This window comes from Emticicia sp. 17c, assembly GCF_037153985.1.
Lineage (GTDB): Bacteria > Bacteroidota > Bacteroidia > Cytophagales > Spirosomataceae > Emticicia.
The window spans coordinates 232,862-248,742 of sequence record NZ_JBBAYI010000002.1 but is presented as its reverse complement, the minus strand read 5'-3'; the positions used below and the strand labels follow the sequence as shown (position 1 = coordinate 248,742).

Annotated in this window: 14 protein-coding genes; 4 read left to right on the top strand and 10 right to left on the bottom strand. The window is 40.5% G+C overall.

Features of this window, described 5'->3' with window-relative positions; all coding sequences use genetic code 11:
* Positions 1-29 precede the first annotated feature (29 nt).
* From WAA15_RS05580 to WAA15_RS05565, 4 genes are all read right to left on the bottom strand, one after another.
* Positions 30-848, bottom strand: a complete 819-nt coding sequence (locus tag WAA15_RS05580) for a helix-turn-helix domain-containing protein (protein WP_337041590.1) — start codon at positions 846-848, stop codon at positions 30-32.
* A gap of 148 nt (positions 849-996) precedes the next feature.
* A complete protein-coding gene (locus tag WAA15_RS05575) occupies positions 997-1,182 on the bottom strand; it encodes a hypothetical protein (protein WP_337041589.1) in 186 nt (61 codons plus the stop codon).
* Between the two features lie 100 nt (positions 1,183-1,282).
* Positions 1,283-1,675, bottom strand: a complete 393-nt coding sequence (locus tag WAA15_RS05570; RefSeq protein WP_337041588.1) for an HIT family protein — start codon at positions 1,673-1,675, stop codon at positions 1,283-1,285.
* Positions 1,676-1,775: 100 nt separating this feature from the next.
* Positions 1,776-2,678, bottom strand: coding sequence for a TIGR01777 family oxidoreductase (locus tag WAA15_RS05565; protein WP_337041587.1), 903 nt, complete (start codon positions 2,676-2,678; stop codon positions 1,776-1,778).
* Between the two features lie 131 nt (positions 2,679-2,809).
* On the opposite strand from WAA15_RS05565, the gene WAA15_RS05560 reads away from it, so the two are divergent.
* Entirely contained in the window at positions 2,810-3,694 is an 885-nt protein-coding gene (locus WAA15_RS05560; RefSeq protein ID WP_337041585.1) for a DMT family transporter, read from the top strand.
* 108 nt (positions 3,695-3,802) lie between these two features.
* On the opposite strand, the gene WAA15_RS05555 is transcribed toward WAA15_RS05560, so the two are convergent.
* The 5 genes from WAA15_RS05555 to ispE all read right to left on the bottom strand — a co-directional run bounded on the left by WAA15_RS05555 (position 3,803) and on the right by ispE (position 10,672).
* Positions 3,803-4,048: a type B 50S ribosomal protein L31 gene (locus WAA15_RS05555; protein WP_337041584.1), complete on the bottom strand. Its 246-nt coding sequence runs from the start codon at positions 4,046-4,048 to the stop codon at positions 3,803-3,805.
* A 117-nt stretch (positions 4,049-4,165) separates the two neighbouring features.
* Positions 4,166-8,374 carry a 3-coathanger stack domain-containing protein gene (locus WAA15_RS05550; protein WP_337041583.1) on the bottom strand — a complete coding sequence of 1,403 codons (4,209 nt, stop codon included), beginning with the start codon at positions 8,372-8,374 and terminating at the stop codon, positions 4,166-4,168.
* 190 nt (positions 8,375-8,564) lie between these two features.
* On the bottom strand, positions 8,565-9,254 hold the full coding sequence (gene recO / locus WAA15_RS05545; RefSeq protein WP_337041581.1) for a DNA repair protein RecO: 690 nt from the start codon (positions 9,252-9,254) through the stop codon (positions 8,565-8,567).
* Positions 9,244-9,831 carry a cytochrome c oxidase subunit 3 gene (locus tag WAA15_RS05540; protein ID WP_337041580.1) on the bottom strand — a complete coding sequence of 196 codons (588 nt, stop codon included), beginning with the start codon at positions 9,829-9,831 and terminating at the stop codon, positions 9,244-9,246. The genes recO and WAA15_RS05540 overlap by 11 nt, the downstream gene beginning before the upstream one ends.
* Positions 9,832-9,853: 22 nt before the next feature.
* Positions 9,854-10,672: a 4-(cytidine 5'-diphospho)-2-C-methyl-D-erythritol kinase gene (gene ispE / locus WAA15_RS05535; protein ID WP_337041579.1), complete on the bottom strand. Its 819-nt coding sequence runs from the start codon at positions 10,670-10,672 to the stop codon at positions 9,854-9,856.
* Between the two features lie 123 nt (positions 10,673-10,795).
* Here ispE and WAA15_RS05530 point away from each other — a divergent pair, with 123 nt between their 5' ends.
* From WAA15_RS05530 to WAA15_RS05520, 3 genes are all read left to right on the top strand, one after another.
* A complete protein-coding gene (locus tag WAA15_RS05530; RefSeq protein ID WP_337041577.1) occupies positions 10,796-11,389 on the top strand; it encodes a transposase in 594 nt (197 codons plus the stop codon).
* A gap of 123 nt (positions 11,390-11,512) precedes the next feature.
* Positions 11,513-12,184 carry a thiamine diphosphokinase gene (locus WAA15_RS05525; RefSeq protein ID WP_337041576.1) on the top strand — a complete coding sequence of 224 codons (672 nt, stop codon included), beginning with the start codon at positions 11,513-11,515 and terminating at the stop codon, positions 12,182-12,184.
* A gap of 499 nt (positions 12,185-12,683) precedes the next feature.
* On the top strand, positions 12,684-15,155 hold the full coding sequence (locus WAA15_RS05520; RefSeq protein ID WP_337041575.1) for a ribonucleoside-diphosphate reductase subunit alpha: 2,472 nt from the start codon (positions 12,684-12,686) through the stop codon (positions 15,153-15,155).
* 78 nt (positions 15,156-15,233) lie between these two features.
* On the opposite strand, the gene WAA15_RS05515 is transcribed toward WAA15_RS05520, so the two are convergent.
* Positions 15,234-15,749: a DUF4385 domain-containing protein gene (locus WAA15_RS05515; protein ID WP_337041573.1), complete on the bottom strand. Its 516-nt coding sequence runs from the start codon at positions 15,747-15,749 to the stop codon at positions 15,234-15,236.
* Positions 15,750-15,881 lie beyond the last annotated feature (132 nt).

Here is a 15,881-nt window from a genome sequence, read left to right as displayed (position 1 = left end):
AAAGCACAAAATTCTGGAATCTTTAAAAGTCAGGCTTGTATAAATGCGACAAAATCGTTGTTGATAATCTTTTTCCTTTGCTTTGTTTTTCTGGCAAAGGCTGCTGGGGTAGTACCGCTGTACCGCTTGAACTCTCTGCTCAGATGGGCTTGGTCGGTATACCCGAAGTCATAAGCTAAACCAGCCAGACTAGCCTCAGGATACTGCCATAGGTGGTTTCTTACCTGCTCAAAACGCATCAGGCCAGCCACATCTTTAATGGTATGGCCAGAAGAATGTTTAAACCTTCTTTCTAAAGTACGTATGGTGGTATGGGCTGCCTCAGCTATCTGGCTCACAGGCATAGTGCCGTTTGTGTTTCTCATGGCACCTCCTGCCCTTAGCAACATTTTGTCGGTTTCAGTTCTTAGCCAAATATCCAGAAAATACTGTTTTACTAGTGTTATTGCTTCTGACAGTTGGTTTTTATGCACGTATTGGGCCAGAGTATCCTGAAGGCAGGCCACAGGATGCTCAAACGTACGAATACCCTCTTTACCAGCCGGAAGCCCAAGTAAGTCGAATACTGTCCACGGAAAACACCTGATGCCAATCACTGTTAAATGGCGTTTGGTATAAAAAAGCACAGGCTGGTTAAGTAAACCTACCAGAAAAGGCGAAGGCAATGGTTGTAAAATACCATTGTAAAAAATACTGCAAGAGCTACCGAAATGAAAAGTAATTTCAGCATAACCATCAGGAATTACTTCAAAACTTGATTCTTCTTCTGCAAAATCCATGCGGGTGTACCAGAAACATTTAATGAGGTGTTGTAACTCGTCTGGAGATTCAAATTCTTGATGTTGCATTTGCAAAGGGAGATTTGAAATAGGTTTTGCAAGACACGCACGGCTCACAGCCTGATAAATACTTTCAAAAAAACTCTTTCTTAAACCACTTAACGCAAAGGTTTCAAGAAAGAGTTCGTAAAATGTTGTATACCTGTTTTAATGTATGTCAGAGTTTACCTAGAAATCGGGTTACCATAAATACCACGCCCGACATAATCCCTTGCACGCTTGTTAGTACTCCTAAACTCATATTCGATTTTTTTGCAGTTTCATCGTTCATGAAATGGTGGATACTTACGCTGATAGATACAATAATAATTCCGCAAAGAATTGCAATAATAAGGCTTTTCATGAAGTCGGAAATCTTCGGGTTGCGTCTTAACAAAAATATGCACCTGATTGATAAAAACAGAGGCAAAAAACAGATGATTGCGGCATAAATAATTTCCATATCAGTCTAAAAAACTTCTGATTTTTGCAGCGGTTTCAGCCAGTTGCTCCTGCGAAACCTTCAATTTATTATTAAAATTCATGTCGCTCATGCTATTCATCGGAATAAGATGCAAATGTGCATGAGGCACTTCTAACCCTATTACTGCTATACCAATACGCTTGCAAGGCACGGCTTTTCTGATGGCTGGCTCTATTTGCTTGGCAAACTTCATGAGCCCGATGTATAGCTCATCGTCTAGGTCGAAAATATAATCTATTTCTTGTTTCGGAATTACCAATGTATGCCCAATGGCGCAAGGAAAAACATCAAGAAAGGCCAGATATTGGTCAGTTTCTGCAATTTTATGGCACGGAATTTCTCCTGCCACTATTCGTGAAAATATTGAAGGCATAATTTTATCATTGAAATTATTGCGCAAGGTAAGAAATTTTATATTTCCTACCTGTGGAAATCCTGAAAATTGGCAACCAACAAGCACACTTGCTCCAAATCTATACTAGTAAATCTTGTAATGCACCCTCAAGAGTTGGGAACCGATAGATAAATGAGGTTTCTTCGGCCAGTCGTTTGTTTGCTACATAATTGCCGCCAAGAATGGTAATAGATAACTCACCAAAAATAAGTTTCAATACAAATGCCGGAATATTCGGTAGCCACAAAGGTTTTTTCAGGACTTTGGCTGCTGTTTGGGTAAATTCTTTGTTTCTGACAGGCGTAGGGGCAACAGCATTATAGGCTCCTTGCATGGTAGAATCTTCAATAGCTTTCAGGTATAACTGGCATATATCATCAATATGAATCCACGACATCCATTGTTTACCACTCCCTAGCGGGGCACCAACCCCCAGTTTAATGGGTTGTAGTATTTTGGGTAAGGCTCCGCCAGTAGTCGATAGCACAACACCAGTTCTGATGCTTACTTTGCGGTCAGCCTGACTAAATTTTTTGGTTTCAAGTTCCCATATCTTCGTACATACAGCCAGAAAATCGTTACCAGCGGGGCTGTTTTCATTTACTTTGGTTTCGCCTGTATCACCGCCATAATAGCCAATACCCGAAGCCGAAATAAAACTTTTGATTTTTATTTGCTGTTTTTGTAGTTGCTCGTTCAGTAACTGAATGGGTTTTATGCGAGAGTCGATAATTTCCTGTTTTTGTTTCTCTGTCCAGCGTTTATCAGCAATACCAGCCCCTGCCAGATGCACAATTACCTCAATATCTTTTAAAGCATCGGCTTCTATTACACCTGTTTCCAGATTCCACGTATATACTTTTACATCAGGAATGTTTTCTTTTTTTCTACTTAGGTATGAAACCTTATGGCCATTTTGCAACAGTATTTTTGTCAGCTGTCGACCAATCATTCCAGTTCCTCCGGTAATTAAAATATTCACGGTTTTTGTATTATTTAGTTTACAAGCTATACAACACATAACATAAGCGGGTTGTTTATTTTGTTTTTTTATTGCAACCGATAAATGCTTACCTTTGGGTTCTCCTGAACCTGACTTTTATACCCTAAACCATGGCAAAACCATTACCAAAAGATTACCTTAAACTTCACCTCATTGTGGTCATATTGGGTTTTACGGCTATTCTGGGCCGGCTTACCGAGGTATCTGCCTTAGGTGTTGTTTTTTATCGGACCTTTCTGGCCTCAGTCGGGATGTATCTGGTAGCACGATTTCAGAAAAAGAACATACTCATTCCGTTTAAACAAAGTTTACCCTTGTTAGGCGTAGGAGCTATTATTTCGTTACACTGGATGTGCTTTTTTGGTTCGGCACGTGCGTCTACCATTGCCATAAGTCTGGTTACATTTTCGGTTACCTCTTTTTTTACCAGTATTCTTGAGCCATTAGTTAAAAAAACAAAAATCAGTTGGGTTGAAGTGCTGTTGGGTGTACTGGTTGTGCTAGGTATGTACTTCGTTTTCAAGTTTGAATATAAATACCTGACAGGAATTATCATTGGTATGATAGCAGCTTTTCTTGCCACTGTTTTTTCTGTACTGAATGCACAGCTAACGCATAAATATGAAGCACAAACCATTACTTTTTACGAAATGGTAGGAGCTTTTGTAGCTTCTTGGTTTTTTATACCTATAATTATTTATGCCTCGCCTGATACACATTTTCAACTGATTCCTACTAAACAAGACTGGCTCTGGATTGCTATTCTGGGTTTGGTATGTACAGTATACCCTTATAACGAAATGGTGAAGTTATTGAAAAAAATATCTGCTTTTACGCTTAACCTTTCTATCAATATGGAGCCTATCTACGGAATTTTGCTGGCATATTTTATATTCGGAGAGAAAGAGCGCATGACCACCGGATTTTACATAGGAGGGGTGCTGATACTGCTATCTGTAATTTTGCATCCGTTGTTAAAATCAGCAAAGCCATAATAAAGTGCTCTTGCAAGGCTTGCTTTCAGAAAGTACTGAGAAGTATGGATAAACAAAAAAGGTCTTTTAGCAGAACTAAAAGACCTTTTTTGTACGTATAACTGATAATTATTTTTTACCGTAACGTTTGTTGAATTTATCAACACGACCGGCTGTATCAAGCAATACATTTTTACCAGTATAGAATGGGTGCGAGTTAGAACTTACCTCAACTTTGTAAACAGGGTATTCTTTGCCATCTTCCCAAACGATGTTTTCTTTTGTATTAACACAAGAGCGTGTTAAAAATTTGTAATCTGACGACAAATCCCAGAAAACAACTGGTCTATAATTTGGATGAATATCTTTTTTCATTGCTTTATTTTATTGAACTTCTAATAGAATCTCTGAAATGGGTTGCAAAATTAGAAATATATAATCAAAAAACAAAGTATATTTCTTAAAAAATGGATTTTTCTTCTATATTTTACACTAATTCACACAGGTTTTAATTTCAGCTTTAAAAACCGTCTGGCTATCGGCGGTGAATCCGGCTCCTAAAACGATGGCATTTCCGGCTTGATAGATTACATTTGAAGGCGAAAATACCTTATTGCTGGCATTAATAAACTGCCCTGCTTTTCTGTTTATGCTTCCACCGTAGTAATCGTCTCCCGGACTTAACAGGGTAATATTGCTTGACGAAATGCTGAGCATAGTGCCATTAGAACCACCGTCAATGGTGGGTTCGGTAGATACAACCCTTAGTTTATATTGGCTACCAGCAATAACATTAGCCGGAATAGTGCAAGATACATTGCCCGCCGTATTTGAAGTGCCAATTACTACGGGGTTGTCAAAAGAACTGTAAAGGTCTGATAATTGCACCTGAAACTGATTATTCATGCCAAATGTGCCATTGGCTGCAAAATTCACCTGAAAAGTGTTGGTGCTTCCGGCACAAAGCGAGGTAACATCAAAAGTAGGAGTGCTAATGGTAGCGTTGCTGGCTACAATTGTAAAATGCAGCACCGTGGGCCCATAAGCTATATTGCCTTGTGCATTGGTCTGGCTATAAGCAGTAATAGTAAGGGTATAGCTACCCACCGGCAGGTGTCTGCCTAAAACATTAGTGCCGGTGTTATTAAATAGCACATAAACCGGAACGCTCTCGATGGTTTCATACGATTCATAAGGTGCTGGCCCCTGAAGCAATAAACGAAAACTCTGGATGGTAACCGACGGACAAATAGGGTTTACCAGAATGGAAGTTTCTTCGGGTACTTGTGCTATTACCATATTATCTACTAACGGGAACTTGTAATCAAACGGATTCCCCGCCCTTATATAATCAACATCTACTATTTTAATACAGGCGTTGTCTTCATTTATCAGCACATAAGTGGTGGCGGTAGCCGTACAGCTATTATTAGTAACGGTAACGGTGTAGATACCTGTCATGTTGGTTGTAGCGTTACTGATTGTAACAGGGTTTGCCGTACTGCTAAATGCGTTGGGGCCTGTCCAGCTATAAGTACTACCGCCCGAACCCGTCAGTATAATTGTTTGTCCGGCATCGTAAGGCCCTGTATTACTGGCTGTGGCATTAATTGTGGTTACGGTAATAGTAGCAGGAGTAGCGTTTGATACCGTGCACGAGCCATTCTGTACTACTGCCCTGAACTGGGTTGTTTGCGTTAAATTACTATATGCTTGCGAGGCCGTAGTATTGCTGATAGTAGTAATATTAGCAAAATTATCTGTTGATGACTCCCACCGTAAAATATTACCCGAATAACCCGTAAGTAATAAAGTACCGTTATTTTTACCTGCACAAACCTCAGTACTCGTATTTACTGCACCTGCCTGTGTAACACAGGCTTCGCTAATAGTCAGGGTAGCGGGTTTTCTGATACTGGTCTGGCAACTTAAGCCGCTTCCTGCACAGGTTGCTTCTGCATAGTAAGTATAAGTGCCGGGGCTTGTATCAGTTGGGAGGTATTCACTACCAGTACCAACTTGCGTACCTCCTGAGGCACTATTCCACCACGTAATGCTACTACTTGCCCCAGGTGCGTCGGTATAAACTGTTACAGAAAAACTCTCTACACAAAGTGGGTCCGAAGTAGCACTATCATTAGCTAGCAATTTCCATGTTCCATTCGGGCTTTTTCCGTTCAGAAGGGCCAGACTTTGGGCAGGATTAAAGGTGCCTGAAACTGGCACAACATCAAAAGCACTGCCGCCATCTTCAAAGTTGGTTACAAGAGTACCAGCATAACTTGCTAAATAAGAGTAAGTATCGGCATAAAGTAAGTTAACGGTAGTATTATCGGGCGATACAATTTTAAACGATACTTCATCATAAAAAGGGTTGTTGCTCCCACCGGTTGTTCCGCAGTCGTTAATAGTTCCGCCACTTCTTTTGCGCCATGTTACAGAAACCTTGACAAAGGAAATATTTCCGTTAACACCACTAAAAACAAGGCTGGGGTCTGCCCCGCTTTTGGTGCCGTTGTCATAACCAATTGTAGGCCCCGAATAGGTAACAGTTTGTTGTATATGACAATTGCTGCTAGCTTGTAACCCATTGCCTGTGGTAAGGGTGGTACCTTGTGTAATGGTGCGGCTGATAGTAGCAGGTGGCGGAACGCCCAACTTTGCATTAACCTTGATAGGAGACGACGAAAGTGTACAATCAATATTAGTAACAGCTACTGTGTACGTACCTGATTCTTTTACAACCAGTTGTGACTGTGTTTTGCCGGGTAAGTCGGTATTATTGCGTTTCCACTGGAAAGTATAACCCGGGCTGGTGTTTACATCAAATATGACTGAATCTCCCTCACAGAAAGTAGTAGGGCGAGTAGTGGTAACAGTAACCGACGGGCAATTCGCATTTAAAGTACTTAAGACGGCAATATCAGCCCTGATAAGGCCGTTGCCAGTGGCATAGTCAAAACCTATGTCAAAGTCAGGTGTATTAGCGTCGTCCATGTCTACACATGAATTAATGAGAGCGGTTTTAATTCCGGTAGGAGTCAGGCCCAAATTGCCCTGTAACATTAAAGCTGCTACGGCTGCTGCGTGGGGTGCTGCTGCCGATGTTCCGTTAAAGTTGGGTTTGCCATCATTTTCATAATCGTACCCGCTGATAAAAAACGAAGTATTGGCGTTATCTGGGGCTACTATTTCGGGTTTTTGTCGGGTAATAGGGGTAGGGAGTAAAGCTCCAGAAATTGAACGATAAATAGTAGTACCTCCGCGTGAGGTGAAATATTCAGGTTGTGGCGGTGTTACGCTATAAGCTGGTGTCTGGTCATAACTGGCGGCTCCTACGGCAATAGTATTGGTTGCATTATGGTGGCCTATAATGGTTGAGGCCTTGATACCTACGATGTCGGTCGGAGTAGGCGACCAACTCAAACCCCTGAAACCAAGAAATTTAATATTACGAGGGTCGGTACCCGCTTTTTTTGTAATCAATACGTAGAGAGTTCCTGTTCCGGTAGCACTCAGTATTTCGTTAGGGTCGGCCCCGATGTTATTATCAGTGCCGGACGCAATTAACTGAAGACTCTGCCCACTACTAACCAGAAAATAAATGTTCAGGTCGGAGGTAGCACCCGCCGAGCTATTGCCTGTACTGAAATAAGGGTCGTCCCATTCTAATGTCATAGTCATTGAACCTTCTACACGAATAGGAAGTAAATAAACAGGATTAGAACTCGTGCCGAAATTGTGTGCAGTTTCGTTGCTATTCGTAAAAGGTTTATAAGACGATGCCTGATAAGGGGCCTCATAAGAGCCATTACTTGAGTTACCTGCCGACGAAAAATAAGAAACACCATAGTTGGCTGTTACTTCATCAACAGCCTGTGCAATTAGGCCATCCTGAAAAAAAGGCTCCAGTAAATACGTAATGTCATCTACAATAACTTTGCAACCAGCCTGCGCCAAGGCCCTGATACCGTTGGCAAAATCGGCTTCACCATTAAAGGCAGAATAATAATATAACTGGGCACCCGGTGCAACATCATGAATAATTTCTAACATGGCCCGACCTTCGTCGGCCCCACCATTGCGCGATTCGCTCAATACCGTTACCGGATTAGTAAAATTGTTTGGGTTTCCAGTACCGGGTAGTTCACCTGCCGATACCCCTGCTGCTGCTCCATTTAATAAGTTATAGCTATCCGATAAAACACCTACTTTTATTCCGGCTCCGTTAAGCCCTGTCATTTGTCTGGCAATGTTCGACCGTTGTGCCGAGTCGCCTTGTGACAACACAGGTCCCGAATTATTTAGGGGCTTTAAAACGGGTTGTATCCAAGCAATCTGGCTCGATTTATCAGCCAGCGCATTTATTTTCTGAATTTCTACCCAACAGGTAAGCCTTCTGGATGATTTCCCTACCATTTCGATATTGGCATTGTTCAGTTCTTTTTCCAATGCGTTTATATCTTCACTGGCAATAACATCAACCAGTATTTTTTTATTGGCATCTTTCAGTTTGTAAAGCTGATAATTGGTTACATTATTGGCATCAATTACCTGATTATTATTGGCTAAAGCCACTACTTGGGCAAGGCCTAGTTTTAATTTGGGCTTGTTAGATGATTCGGGAAGTGTAAGTTGTTGCGAGTAGCCTTGAAAAAATGCACATAAGGGTACAAAAAGAATCAGTAAAGATTTTTTCATAGCGTATAAATTCAGATTATAAAAGACAAAAATGTAGATTTAATGATTAGAAAACAATATAGATAGAAATGTATTTATTAAACGTATTTTAGATAAAACGGGCAGTATAAATGATAAATCTGACAAATTTAGCAAATAATGGGTAGAAGGCTTAAAGTGAGGGCATTATTCAAAAAATTACTACTTTGCGTTAGTTTAATACTTCGCGCAGAACCTGCAATGATTTTACCTCTCCGAATTCTTCAAAATGTAGCTGATAAAACAAAATAATAATTTCAAGTAAATGATTTCGCGCGCCTCGGTTTATAGCAACGGGGGTTTGGTAGTCTGCCAGAATAAGCCGATTCATTAATTGCTGATAGTCGGAGTCAAACGGAATCATGATGTTGGCTTCTCTGAACTGTATGAGCATTTCGTTGGCATCCTGCGGTGAAAATCCCAGAAAAAAAGCATATTTTAGTAAAAAAATCAGGTGAAAATTCTCGAAATGTTCTTCTGTCTCATCTAAAAATATTAGTGAGTGATAAAGGAAATCGAACAGAACAGAATTCTCATTACTTTCTTTGAGTGTTTTGTTTAACACCTCATCCAGAAACATGGCAATGCTCGATTTCAGAATATCATAGGGCAGACTTTTAAAGGGGTATCCGGCTTTAATTTCTGAAATCCGGTGAATTTCCTTCTTGTCGTCATGATACAACACAAGGTCGAGTAGGGTAAGCGGCTGAAACAGCGCAATGCGGTTTTTACCTTTGCTACTCCTTACACCGTTTTCTATGTATGACTGTATCCCAAATTTTTCGGTATAAATTTTGGCGATAATAGACGTTTCACGATAACGAATGTAATTAATGACTATGCCTCGTGTTTTATGCAGCATGATACAGTAAAAAAAGAAACAGAATTACCCATAGGGCATCAATAAAATGCCAGTAGATGCTTATTAACTTGAGCTTTAACTGGTTGGGCGGATTAACGCTATATACATAAGAGTCGATGTATTCCATGCGTTTGAAAGCATCTCGGTTGGCAACACCTAAAGCAATGATACCCCCCAGTGCATGAAAAATATGCAAGCCCGACAATATGTAAATAAACATACCGCCAGTATTATTGCTCATCGTAATGCCTTGCATGAACATCTGCCGCCAGCCAAAGGCTTGTAATAGCATAAAAGCAATACCAGCCAGCAGTGTAAGGCTTATGTTGAGGCGGTAACTGCGGAAACGTTCTTCCCGAAAGGCTTTATTAGCCCAATGCAGGGTAGAACTACTCGCAAGTATTACCCATGTACTTGCCCAGAATACCTTTGGTATACTAATAACAATTGCCTGATTACTAACTTCTTTGTTAATAAAAACAACAATAATGAAGAAAAACAGCAAACTACTGCCTAAAATGCCCAAGTACAGCATAAAAGAGAGAGGTTCGCGGCGTTTTGTTAAATTCTTCAGCATTTCTTTAATAGCGGGACATCGGTTAAGTTAAATATCCTTGCCATACCATAAAATCAGCAAACATAGACTTTAAATCAGTTTCTTGCTCAAAAATACCATATACGGTTGACCCTGACCCTGTCATGGAAGCATAGAGTGCTTTTTGTTCGTAAAGTGTTTTCTTGATTTCGGCAATGGCCGGATACTTCCATAACAAATTTTCTTCAAAATCGTTTTTAATAAGCCCCTCCCATTTATTCAGTGGTAATTTTAAGGCTTCTTTTATCGAAACCTCAGGCTTTTTCGGCGTTACACCTCCATACGCTTCGGCCGTAGAAATATGAATAGCCGGATTCACCAATACAATAAACTTGCCTTTTAAGCTCAGAGGATATTCTTCAAATTCATCTCCTTTATTGAAACAAAAAACCGGACGGTTCTCTATAAAAAAAGCACAGTCGGAGCCTAAGCGGCGAGCAAAATTTTGTAGTGCTACTGTGCTAAGATTTAATTCAAAAATTTCGTTCAGCATTTTTAGGGCAAATGCGCCATCTGCCGAGCCTCCTCCCAACCCCGCACCCATCGGAATCACCTTGTGTAAATGAAACAACACTGAGCCAGTATTTAACACTGGGTACTCGTTTCTGAGTAAGTGATATGCTTTTACACACAGATTACTGGTTTGGTCGCCCGGAATAGCCAAGCCCGAACTCTGAAAACCAAATTGTGTCGAAGGAATAATCTCGAGGGCATCGCACCAGTTAACGGGGTAAAACACAGATTCAATATTATGAAAACTATCTGGCCGTTTTTCGGTGATATTTAACCCGATATTTATTTTAGCATTAGGAAATGTTAGCATCTGTTCATCTAAGAAAATTCAAAGTTAACAGCCCTTATTAAAAAAATAGCAAATCATTTTTTGTTTTTCAAAAAGTGGCTATATTTCTTAAAATTTTACCCTTTACTAAAATATACATAAAACATGAAAACTTCCCGATTGCTATTGGCCTTACTGGCTGCTACGCTGTTATTGTCGAACTGCGGTGGTAAAAAAGAAGAGAAAGAAGAGCCTAAAAACGACCTTGAATCTTTACAAGAGATGGCCGAAAAGGTAGGTAAATCCTCAGATGAAGCACCCAAAGAAGCCGTAGATGCCAAATTGTTAAAAGAATTGTTGCCGGCTGATGCAGACGGAATGCCCCGCAAGGAGGCCTCGAGCGAAAAAGCAGGTGCTATGGGTTTTCAGGTGTCAACTGCGCAAGGTACTTACCGTGAGGGCGACAGTTCTATTGAAGTAGTCATAGCAGATGTGGCAGGCACCGGAGCCATTATGGGTATGGCTGCCTGGGCAATGGTTGATATTGACAAAGAAACAGACAATAGTTACGAAAAAACTACTACCTATAAAGACAATAAAGCCTTTGAAAAATATGATAAAAATAACAAAGACGGAGAAATAGCCGTAATTCTGGCTAACCGCTTTGTGGTAACAGTCAAAGGCAATAATGTTGAGATGGATAAAGTCAAATCTACGCTTGATGCCATCGACCTCGGGAAACTCGCCGACCTGAAATAAGGTAAAGCCTGCTTGTGTTGTCCTGAAATGGGCTTTCAAAAAATATTATTTCATTATTTGAAAACTTCTTTCCGCTGGTTGACGTTTACTCGTTAACTTTGTGTGAATATTTTATTTTTCTGAATGTCGTCTCATCATATCGTAAGAGAAAAACAAGAACCTGCGCTTATTATTGCAAACGGTGAAGCGTGTAGTTTCGAGTTGTTGGGACAATTGCTGGAGTGGAGCCCTTTCATTGTTGTTTTAGACAACGCCATTCATCGTGTCATAGAATTAGGGATAAAAGTTGATGTCCTTCTGGGCGATTTTGACCATAACATTAACTTAACAGAAATCGAGCAAAACCAGTACCCGATTGAGATAATTCATGCGCCTGACCAAGAAAAAACCGACCTTGAAAAAGCGTTTGATTTGTTGATAACCAGGGGGTTTCCAGCGGTAAATGTAGTATGGGCAACAGGCCGTAGGGCCGACCACTCCATTACCAATATGACTAATATTGTCCGTTACAAAAGTAAACTTCATATAGTATTAATCGATGATTACTCTGTAATATACCCTCTTTTGCCCTCGCCGGCTGTATTTGAGAAGTGGTATAGCAAGGGTACGCCGGTATCGTTGATACCTGTTGGTTCGGCTGTGGGTATACGAACCGAAAATTTACTTTATGGTCTTGATAATGAGGAGCTTACGCTAGGATACAGAGCAGGAAATAGCAATGAAGCAGCCAGCGATGGCGTAGTGAGGATAACTTATGAGTCTGGCGACCTATTATTGATGGAGTGCCACGACTAGCAAGGAATTTTCAATGTGGATAACTTTTTCAGAAATATTTTTTTTTTCTGAAAATTAAATATTTACATTTGTTAATGAAACCTTCCTAACCACTACAGATATAAAATTGCTTTGGTAAAGTCACAAAAAGTGTGCACAAATTTGTGGATAACTTTTTAATTTGATTTTTTCTACCTCATCCTAAAACTAACTGGTTGATTATTAGGTCTTAACATTTTCTTAATATTAGACTTTTTTACTGTTGCTAAAATGGTATAGAAGTAGGGTTTTTTGAAGCCTTTAGAATTTGTTAATTTTACATACTCATTACACACTGCTAACAATCAGAAAAACGAAGTGAGACTGCTTTGTAACCCAAGAGCAATTAACCCAAAAAGTGACTGGCGGTCACTAGAACTATAAAATTTGTATTTGTTCTTTTAAAGCGTGCCGAGACCATACGTGCTTGGTCCAGAAAATGAATTTTTGAATCCAAACCCCTTACTAGAGAGACTGCCTTATGTATGTAATCAAACGAGACGGACGCCGCGAGTCGGTAAAGTTCGACAAAATCACAGCTCGGATTGAGCGTCTATGCTATGGCCTTGAGCCAGCATTTGTCCAACCCGTTGAAGTAGCCATGAAAGTTGTAGCAGGTATCTATGATGGAGTTAGTACCTCCGAACTAGATAATCTTGCTGCTGAAACCGCCGCTTCGATGACAACCAAGCACCCCGACTATGCTATACTAGCTGCTCGGATTGCTATTTCAAACCTTCATAAAAACACTTTGAAGTCTTTTTCGGGAACAATGAAAATGCTTTATCAGTACGTTGACCCGAAAACGAATCAGAATGCTTCATTGATTGCTAAAGACACGTGGAAGGTGATTCAGAAACACGCCGCAACGCTTGATTCTGCCATTATCTATGACCGCGATTTTGGGTACGATTATTTCGGTTACAAAACACTTGAAAAATCATATCTTCTAAAGCTGAACGGTAAAATCGTTGAACGCCCCCAGCACATGCTTATGCGCGTAGCAGTGGGTATTCATGGCGATGACATCGACCACGTATTAGAAACCTATGAGCTACTTTCAGAACGTTGGTTTACACATGCTACACCAACTTTATTTAATGCAGGTACACCAAAACCCCAACTTTCATCGTGCTTCCTGCTTACGATGAAAGACGATAGTATTACCGGGATTTATGATACATTGCGCCAAACTGCGCAAATTTCACAGTCAGCAGGTGGTATAGGGCTTGCTATCCACAATGTACGTGCAACGGGTTCTTATATTAAAGGAACCAACGGAACATCGAACGGTATTGTGCCGATGCTTCGCGTGTTTAACGACACAGCGCGTTATGTTGACCAAGGTGGCGGAAAACGTAAAGGCTCATTTGCTATTTACCTTGAACCATGGCATGCCGATATTTTTGATTTCTTAGAACTAAAGAAAAATCACGGAAAGGAAGAATTACGTGCTAGAGATTTATTTTATGCACTCTGGATTTCTGACTTGTTCATGAAGCGTGTGGAAGCCAACGATACTTGGTCGTTGTTCTGCCCTAACGAAGCTCCTGGGTTGTCAGAATGTTACGGAGAAGAATTTGAGAAACTGTACCAGAAGTACGAATTAGAAGGGAAAGCCCGTAAAACTATTAAGGCGCAAGACCTCTGGTTTGCTATTATGGAGTCGCAGGTAGAAACAGGTACACCATACATGCTATACAAAGATGCGGCCAATAAGAAATCAAACCAAAAGAACTTAGGTACAATTAAATCATCTAACTTGTGTACCGAAATTATTGAGTACACTTCACCAGACGAAGTAGCTGTTTGTAATTTGGCCTCAATTGCTTTGCCAAAATACATTATTAAAGATGCTAAGACTGGCTTCTTGAAATTTGACCATCAGAAATTATATGAAGTTACGAAGGTAATTACCCGTAACCTGAATAAAGTAATTGATGTCAATTACTATCCTGTTCCTGAAGCAGAACGTAGTAACCTTCGCCACCGCCCAATTGGTTTAGGTGTGCAAGGGCTGGCAGATGCCCTCATTGTTTTGAGAATGCCTTTTGAGTCAGACGAAGCTCGCCGACTAAACAAGGATATTTTTGAAACCATTTACTTCGCCGCTATGGAAGCATCGATGGAATTGGCAATAAAAGAAGGCCCCTATGCAACATGGGAAGGTTCGCCGATTTCGCAAGGGATTTTCCAGTTCGATATGTGGGATGTTACCCCAGACTCAGGTCGTTGGAATTGGGAAGAACTGCGCGGAAAAGTGAAACAACATGGTGTACGTAACTCACTTTTGGTGGCTCCGATGCCAACAGCATCAACTAGCCAGATACTTGGTAATAACGAATGCTTTGAACCATATACTTCAAATATCTATACCCGTCGGGTACTTTCGGGCGAATTTGTGGTAGTGAATAAACATTTGTTAAAAGACCTCGTAAAAATTGGACTTTGGAACGAGACCATGAAAAACAAGTTAATTGCTGCCAATGGTTCGGTACAAGGTATTTCTGAGATACCTCAGAATTTAAAGGATATCTACAAAACAGCATGGGAAATTAAGCAAAAAACCATTATTGATATGGCAGCAGACCGCGGCGCATTTATCTGCCAGAGCCAATCGCTGAATATCTTTATGGAGAATGCCAATTTCGGTAAACTTACCTCTATGCACTTCTATGCGTGGAAAGCAGGTTTAAAAACAGGTATGTATTATTTACGTACCAAAGCTGCTACGGATGCCGTTAAGTTCACGGTAGACCGTCAGGCCATTGCCGAAGTAGTACCTGCCGTTACTACGGTAGAAGAAAAACCATTGGATTACGCCAAATATGCAGAAGAACAAACCGCAAAAGCGGCAGCCGCTTCGACATTTAAAAGTGATGATGAATATCAATACGCTGCTATGCAGTGCTCACTCGACGACCCAGAAGGTTGCGAAATGTGTGGCTCATAGGGATTCCGACTTCTTTCTTTCTTAATCTTTCACAGAAACCACCTCACCAGAGGTGGTTTTGCTGTTTTATATAAACAGCTAATAATATTTTTCTCTAAACCATTTCTTTAAGGCTTTATAGTCGGTATTGTCTTTGGCCTTAAACCAAGCCTCTTTAAATACCTGCGCTGCCTGTGCTTTTTCGTTTGTCAGTGCGTCAGTATCTTGTGGTAATATTGGGTTAGTTTTATATTTGCTCCCACTTGAATAAGGATATTCGGGGGTATTCTCACGGGGTTTTACCTGCGCATATTTTTGTCCGCTGGCATGATTAGCGTAGCGGCGGGCCCTTGTAAAACCCATTTGCAGATATTTACGAGCCATATCGGCCCCAACAAAGTCTTTTTCTTTCAGGTAGTTTTCAAATTGTGTGTAAATAGCTTGGCTTGATTCCTGCGCTAATGCTACGGTTTTAAATCGCCATAAAGGAAGAAGCTCAGATTTATAAGGCTCTACCAACAATACACCCTGCTCGCCTATGCCAATCCGATAAAGCTCAGGGTTTTGTCGAAAATCAGTCTTTTTAAAATCTAGGTTGTAATTGAATTTATTCATGGTTTATAAGAGGTCTTTTGTAATAAACCGTCATGAAGCCTTATTGGTTATGGCAGATAACATCAGTACTATGTATTTTTTCGGCTGAAAAATAATTTTCCTTTCAAGTGGTTTTTTAATAATATTTGTGTC